Origin of the sequence: Microcoleus sp. N9_A1, from assembly GCF_036701795.1 — a bacterium.
Taxonomy (GTDB): domain Bacteria; phylum Cyanobacteriota; class Cyanobacteriia; order Cyanobacteriales; family Microcoleaceae; genus Microcoleus.
In genome coordinates this window covers 1-6,143 of record NZ_JAUBRI010000138.1, presented here as the reverse complement: position 1 = coordinate 6,143, position 6,143 = coordinate 1, and the positions used below count along the sequence as shown (strand labels likewise).

At 42.4% G+C, this 6,143-nt stretch carries 12 protein-coding genes; 7 read left to right on the top strand and 5 right to left on the bottom strand.

Going from position 1 to position 6,143, the window contains the following annotated elements; translation table 11 throughout:
* Positions 1-55 precede the first annotated feature (55 nt).
* Entirely contained in the window at positions 56-184 is a 129-nt protein-coding gene (locus QUA58_RS30590) for a hypothetical protein (RefSeq protein ID WP_333397894.1), read from the bottom strand.
* 144 nt (positions 185-328) lie between these two features.
* On the opposite strand from QUA58_RS30590, the gene arfB reads away from it, so the two are divergent.
* Positions 329-742, top strand: coding sequence for an alternative ribosome rescue aminoacyl-tRNA hydrolase ArfB (gene arfB, locus QUA58_RS30585; RefSeq protein ID WP_333397893.1), 414 nt, complete (start codon positions 329-331; stop codon positions 740-742).
* 39 nt (positions 743-781) lie between these two features.
* On the opposite strand, the gene QUA58_RS30580 is transcribed toward arfB, so the two are convergent.
* From QUA58_RS30580 to QUA58_RS30570, 3 genes are all read right to left on the bottom strand, one after another.
* Complete coding sequence (locus QUA58_RS30580) at positions 782-1,051, bottom strand: helix-turn-helix transcriptional regulator (RefSeq protein WP_333252360.1); 270 nt, start codon at positions 1,049-1,051, stop codon at positions 782-784.
* Between the two features lie 236 nt (positions 1,052-1,287).
* Complete coding sequence (locus QUA58_RS30575) at positions 1,288-1,566, bottom strand: helix-turn-helix transcriptional regulator (RefSeq protein WP_333397892.1); 279 nt, start codon at positions 1,564-1,566, stop codon at positions 1,288-1,290.
* 57 nt (positions 1,567-1,623) lie between these two features.
* Positions 1,624-1,872, bottom strand: coding sequence for a helix-turn-helix transcriptional regulator (locus QUA58_RS30570; RefSeq protein ID WP_333397890.1), 249 nt, complete (start codon positions 1,870-1,872; stop codon positions 1,624-1,626).
* A gap of 365 nt (positions 1,873-2,237) precedes the next feature.
* Between QUA58_RS30570 and QUA58_RS30565 the strand changes: the two genes are divergently transcribed.
* The 5 genes from QUA58_RS30565 (at position 2,238) to QUA58_RS30545 (ending at position 5,472) form a co-directional block, all read left to right on the top strand.
* Entirely contained in the window at positions 2,238-3,236 is a 999-nt protein-coding gene (locus QUA58_RS30565; protein ID WP_333252357.1) for a hypothetical protein, read from the top strand.
* Positions 3,208-3,405: a hypothetical protein gene (locus tag QUA58_RS30560; protein ID WP_332970636.1), complete on the top strand. Its 198-nt coding sequence runs from the start codon at positions 3,208-3,210 to the stop codon at positions 3,403-3,405. The genes QUA58_RS30565 and QUA58_RS30560 overlap by 29 nt, the downstream gene beginning before the upstream one ends.
* 398 nt (positions 3,406-3,803) lie before the next feature.
* On the top strand, positions 3,804-4,277 hold the full coding sequence (locus tag QUA58_RS30555; protein WP_333252355.1) for a hypothetical protein: 474 nt from the start codon (positions 3,804-3,806) through the stop codon (positions 4,275-4,277).
* Between the two features lie 13 nt (positions 4,278-4,290).
* Positions 4,291-5,067 (top strand): DUF1828 domain-containing protein, encoded by a 777-nt coding sequence (locus tag QUA58_RS30550; protein WP_333252354.1) that lies wholly within the window; start codon positions 4,291-4,293, stop codon positions 5,065-5,067.
* A 204-nt stretch (positions 5,068-5,271) separates the two neighbouring features.
* Positions 5,272-5,472, top strand: a complete 201-nt coding sequence (locus QUA58_RS30545) for a hypothetical protein (protein ID WP_333397887.1) — start codon at positions 5,272-5,274, stop codon at positions 5,470-5,472.
* 64 nt (positions 5,473-5,536) lie between these two features.
* Here the strand turns inward: QUA58_RS30545 and QUA58_RS30540 are convergent, their stop codons facing one another.
* Entirely contained in the window at positions 5,537-5,749 is a 213-nt protein-coding gene (locus QUA58_RS30540) for a hypothetical protein (protein ID WP_333038842.1), read from the bottom strand.
* Positions 5,750-5,917: 168 nt separating this feature from the next.
* On the opposite strand from QUA58_RS30540, the gene QUA58_RS30535 reads away from it, so the two are divergent.
* A complete protein-coding gene (locus tag QUA58_RS30535; RefSeq protein WP_333397885.1) occupies positions 5,918-6,070 on the top strand; it encodes a hypothetical protein in 153 nt (50 codons plus the stop codon).
* Positions 6,071-6,143 lie beyond the last annotated feature (73 nt).

The following is a 6,143-nucleotide window of genomic DNA, read 5'->3' as shown; positions in this document are numbered from 1 at the left end:
TACTACTTTTATAAGTTACCGCATAATTCAGGTATTTTCAGTAAAGTTCAATAAATTAGCCTACAGGACTATGCTCTGTCAATCCGGTTACTTTGTGTCCCTGCGCTACAAACCGCCGGACGGTTGCTTGTCCGAGTTCAGAATCGGCGCTGGTAATGACTATGCTCAGCTTTGTGTCTGCCATCTGTTTTATAACCTATTTTTTATGTTTCTACATACTTACTTTTTTGCCCCCTCAGCAGCGACTATCTATTGGTAGAAAAAGTAGTTATTCTAGAGATCAGTTACCAAAATTTTCTCTACAGTTTGCTCGATCGCCCGCCCAATCATGCTAGAAATTTCCAACACCGTATTTATTGCCGATCGCGAAATCGAGATTAGCGCCATTCGCTCCCAAGGTGCGGGCGGGCAAAATGTCAATAAGGTAGCAACGGCTATTCACCTGCGCTTTGACATCGGCGCTTCTTCATTACCCGATCGCTACAAGCAGCGTTTATTGCTAATCAACGACCAGCGGATCACCCAAGAAGGCGTGATTGTGATTAAGTCTCAGGAACACCGCAGCCAGGAACAAAACCGGGAGGAGGCTTTGAGACGGCTGCAAGAGTTGATCAAAAGTGCGATCGTCATCCCGAAAAGGCGCAAACCCAGCAAAGCCACTCGTAGTTCCCAGCGCAAGCGTCTCGACAGCAAAACCAAGCGGGGGCAGATTAAGGCTCTGAGAGGGAAAATTACGGATTGATCGTTGAAAGTGCGATCGACCTTTTTGACTTTTTAGTTATCACTCAGGATTTGGTGGGCCTAAGTCATTCGGTAAGTCATTAAGTGTTTTTCCGAGAGCTTTGCACAGGGCTTTCATTTGAGCAATTGTCAGTTCGGGTTCGTCTAGTCCTCTTTCCCAGTTACTGATTGCTTGTTGACTTAGGGTTTTTGCGCCCGTTTTGTCGGGAATTTGTTTTGCTAAGGCCGATTGCGATAAACCAACAGCCTCCCGCAAGATTTGCAGTGCTGGTATATCTTTGGACTCTTGAGTTTGTTTCTTTCGGGGCATATCATAGGAGATTTACAAGCAAACTTGTTGACAACTTAGAAACTTACAAGTATCCTTGTTAAAGATAGAGACAACAGAAAGGCCGCTGCTTTAGCCGGACGGTGGAAACGTTTTGGTTTATAGCGAGCTGCCTTATTTGTAGTTTCTACCCATTATGCCTGCATAGCCTTAGTATTTTCCGGGCTTGGGTCATGCACCCAAGCCCCTTTCCCTAGAGATGGACGAACCCCTGCGGGTTAGTTGTCTTTCGGAGAGGGCGCGAGACTTGGTAAGTCATCGGGAATTTTAGTTACGTCTAATCCCAAAAGCTCCAACATAGTTTTTAGAGAAACTTGGTACAGGTTAGCCATAGCAAGTATGTTTTCATCGTTAGGTAGAGCCTTGCCTAATTCCCAGTCAGCTTGTCTTCGCTCGGAAATTCCGATTTTTTCTTTAACTTGAGGGCGTGTTAGTCCAGCTTTTTCTCTGAGTAGTCTCAATGGAGACTTCTCCTTTTCTTGTAAATCTTCTATCATAGGACGAAATATTCATGATGTAAACGTCTTAAAAAAGACGGTGATAAGACGTAAACTTCATGTTGGTAGGTCGTCGGGAATCTTGGCTACGTCTAATCCCATACATCTAGCAAGTGTTTTTAGTGGTACGCCTAGCTCCCGCGCCAGAGCAATAGCTCGATCGAAGCGAGGAATGGCTTCTCCTCGTTCCCAATCGCCAATAATGCGAATTCCTACCCCCATTCGACGACTAAGTTCGGGTTGGGTCAAATTTGCACTTTCTCTCAGGTTTTTCAAGGTTATCGTTTCTCGATCTTCAGATTCCATTAATTATAGCATTTAATTGCTAGCATTTTAGTGCTTGATAAAGTTGGCATCTGGCACTAAAATGCTAGTAGACACACAAAACAAAGGCGACTGGGCAAGCCAAACAGTCAAAATGCAGGTTTGAATAACCGCCTTATTTTTAGTGTCTATTAATTGTGCACCTGCATACCCTTAGTATTTTTCGGGCTTGGGCGCATACCTCAAGCCTCTTTCCCTCAATGCCGAGGAGGTGATGCGATGTAAAAGGTCGATCGACCTACAGCACAACCCAACTCAAAATTGTATCAAAGATCCCGACCAAAACTTCAACTTTGCGATCGCACGACTTCCGTGTTATCGTTCCCTTTCTCGACCCCTTCCCGATCATGACCACATCTACCGACAACTTCTACCTAGGCGATGTCTCCTCCAACTTTCACTTTGCAGGCCCGCTGCTAGACTTTGAAGAAGAAATCCAGAGTCAATCTCCCTTTCACGATTTAGACTACCTCACGGGCGAAATTAAAAGGGGATTCCTAGACTACGTGCGTCAAGGAATCATGCTAGACGCGATCCGAAAACTGCGATTGTACAAAGGCAAGTTCAAAACTTTCAAAATTTACTGCGAACAAGCATTAGGCAGACAGTATTTTTACTGCACCCAAATTATCAAATCTGCTGGGATTTGCCTGCGCTTAATTAAAGCCGGATTTGAGATTTTGCCAAGCTGCGTTGCTCAAGTTGTCCCCTTGTTCAAACACGCAGTCACCGACCAATACGGCGACTGCGCTTTACAGGAAAAGTGGCAAGAAGTTGTTGATGTCATACCCAAAGAAAGGATTACCGCCGTAACTATAGCCGAAACTGTTGACAATAATCCCAATCTCCGGCTAAAACAGATTCGGATCAAAACCGACACCTACGCCCTTTTAACCAAAAAAGCCGCCGCAGCGGGAATGTCAATTTCGGAATTCTTGGCGAGGTTGGTTGACGAATACAATCCCAGAAACCTTGAGCAGCCGGCGGAACATACTCCCGAACAAGAGGAGATTTTAGACCAATTGGACGCGGAGTTTAAGAAGCCCGCAGCGGAACAGAGTTCAATTTCTGTTCCAACCAAAGTTAAATCTAAAGGTTTTGGAGTGAAAATTGAGCCTAAAGGTGGTACAAGGGAAGTGAAGGCGAAAAGTTCGGAAGGTAAAGTAAAAGCGAAAAGCTCAGAAAGTGAAATTAAGCTGAAAAATAAGCAAACTGAAATCCCAGCCGAGAAACTATCCAATTTATTTAAGGAAAAAAATCATGAAGTCATCTGCCCAAAATCCAATCATGCGTCAACTGAAACTCATGGAGGCTCAATTGAGCGAGATTCATTGCCAACTGATTAAAGCCACTGTGTTGAATTGGTGGCAAATCGTTTTGCCGGATGGACAGAAGATTGCGATCGAGCACGCGGGCAGCGGACACTGGATTTTTCGGGCTAATGGGCTTGAGAAAGCTCATCCTGAAGTGCGGCTAGCGGTGTTAAGGGCGATCGCTGAAGGCTGTCGTCGATAGGTTACGTTTAAGGACACGGTGCGATGCCGTGTCCCTACTGGGCGATGGGATTTGGTATGGTTTGGGGATGCTGGGGGTTATCGGCTAGGGCAAATGTTACCGCCTGCTGGTGGGGAGATCAAGTCAGAGTCGATTCAGTTGTGTCGGGCTTGTTATGGGCAGTCGCCTTGTCATAGAATTGAGTGGTAGTTAAAGAAAACGCAGGGGTGCGATCGGCATAAGTTACGCTTGCTGTCGGAGTGTCCCAACAGTGGGGCGAAGTTTAAGATTCCGGCGCTGTGGGTAGATGGGTGGTGTCAGAAGTGTTTTATGACGTTTACAGAAATGGTAAATTGGCAAAAGCCTATGGAAAATCAACCTCAAAACTAAAGTTTTAACTTGTTCAATGCAGTAATTTAGTGGCTAAATACTCAGACCTAGAAATTAATAATCTCATAGGTGAATCCAAGCCTTTACCTTTAAATTGGCAATCCCAGATTCAGCTTAAAGAGGCAGGTGTTAGCAAGAAGGGTGATTTAGATATTAAGGGAGTTGATGGAAACAAGTTTCGTATAATTTTACGTCAAAGCCGTCTGAATCTATTAGATTTTTCGATAATTATTGGAGTTTATCCTTCAGGTTCTAATAAACTTTTTCACTTAAGACGGTACGATGGAAAAAGCCATGAACATACTAATCCGATAGAAAAAGAAAGATTTTATGATTTCCACATACATAAGGCGACAGAGAGGTATCAAGACTATGGAACTTGTGAAGAGGACAAATATGCTGAACCTACTGATAGATTTTCTAATTACGGAGAAGCTATTGACAGTTTAATAAAGGATTGTGGCTTTGAGTTACCTGATGATCCTCAACGTAGCCTCTTTTAAATAGGTGGAGAAAATGACTACTGACGCGATCGAGCGGGAGTTTAAACAAAAAGTATGTGAAGAATTACGCCTTGCCGAAGAAGGTAAGGATAGATTTCGCATATTTACGCCCTTCCGATTTGATGATGGCGATCATTTAGCTATTGTTTTGAAAAGAGAAAAAAATCAATGGTTGCTATCTGATGAAGGTCATACATATATGCACCTAACATATAGATTTAATGAGTCTGATTTAGAAAGCGGTACACGCAAAGAAATTATTGAAAATTCGCTAGCTGAATTTCAGGTAGAAAATAGATATGGAGAATTTATAGTAAAAATTGAACAGGGCGAATATGGAGATGCTTTATACAGATTTGCCCAAGCTTTATTAAGGATTTCTAATGTGAGTTATTTGTCAAGAGAAAGAGTTAAGTCAACTTTTTACGAAGATTTTAGAACATTGATAGCTGAGAATGTTCCTGAAGACAGATATGTATTTGAATGGCACGATACGCAACATGACCCAGAAGGTTTTTATAAAGTAGATTGTCATATTAATAATATGGCAACTCCTTTGTGTATCTACGCGCTACCAAATGATAATCAAGTGCGTGATGCAACTATTTCTCTGTTTCAATTTGAGAAATGGGAAAACTCTTTTTATCCTATTGCTATTTTTCAGGATGCGGATAAAGTGAGTAATAAAGTTTTAAAGAAATTTTCTAAAGTATGCGACAAACAATTTCCTAGCTTACAAGAAAATCGCCTGGAAATTGCTAACTATCTTCGGGAAGTTCTCTCGCTTTAAATAAGTCATTGAGGATTCACTGGTACTTAAAACTTTAGGTATCTAAAGAATAAAACTTTTTTCTCCGCTTCAGGTTACTTGTCTTCGCATAAGCTGGAGATTTATCATCAACCGTCGCCAGGGAATTCAAATCTAAATTCCCATAACTGTCATCAAATTTATCAAAATATCCGAATTCGCTAAGCTGCCCTTTTGTCATAGTCCATGTTAAATCGTCTCTCAGTCAGCCACGATTTGAAGTCTGGGTCGTCAGTCAATTTGCGATATACTTCTGTATTGTCGAAGTCGATCGCCCTTACCACACTATCCAACACCAAAAACAATCGGCACCCGCTACCAGAGCGGGCTTTAAAATATGGACGCAACTGGACTCGAACCAGTGACCCCTACGATGTCAAGGTTTAATTGGCATCGCTCAAACATATACGGAATATAGGATTTAAGCATTTTCAATAACTGATATATCAATTTAATCGCTTTTTTTAGATTTAGATTCTTGATTTTGTTGATTTTCTTCACGAATCCTTAACCATTCCAGCAGTCCCATGCGAACGATCGAAGCCAGCGATTGACCCGGTTCGATCGCCTGAGCTCTAAGTCGCTCGCGTAACCCACCCACATCAAATGTGAGCCGATCGCGAGTATCCCTACTTTTTCCTTTTTTACTGTTTTCCTCGCTCATAAATCTAGCATATTCGATGAGCGAAACAAATCTTAGCTAAATATTCAAGTTTTTTCTTGACGCAACATCCATTGGATGTTACAGTTTGTTTAAACGCCCAGAAAAGTGTTGGTACCACTTTTCTGGACTTTCAACCAATGCCGGCAGACGGCAGTAGGAGACAGAAATATGTTACTACAGACGGAATATCCGATCGTAGTTGAACGGAAATTCAACCAAAAAGCGATCGTGAGAGGATTCGGAAAAACAGCGGACGAAGCAGCAAACAAAGTATTTGCCTCCGCTCGGGATTATGGCTACTGGGACGCAACAAGAGCTTAGGGAGCATCCCATTAAGGAAGTAAGTATTTATACTTAGTTTAGAAACAGGTAAAATGTTAAAAAATCACACCTC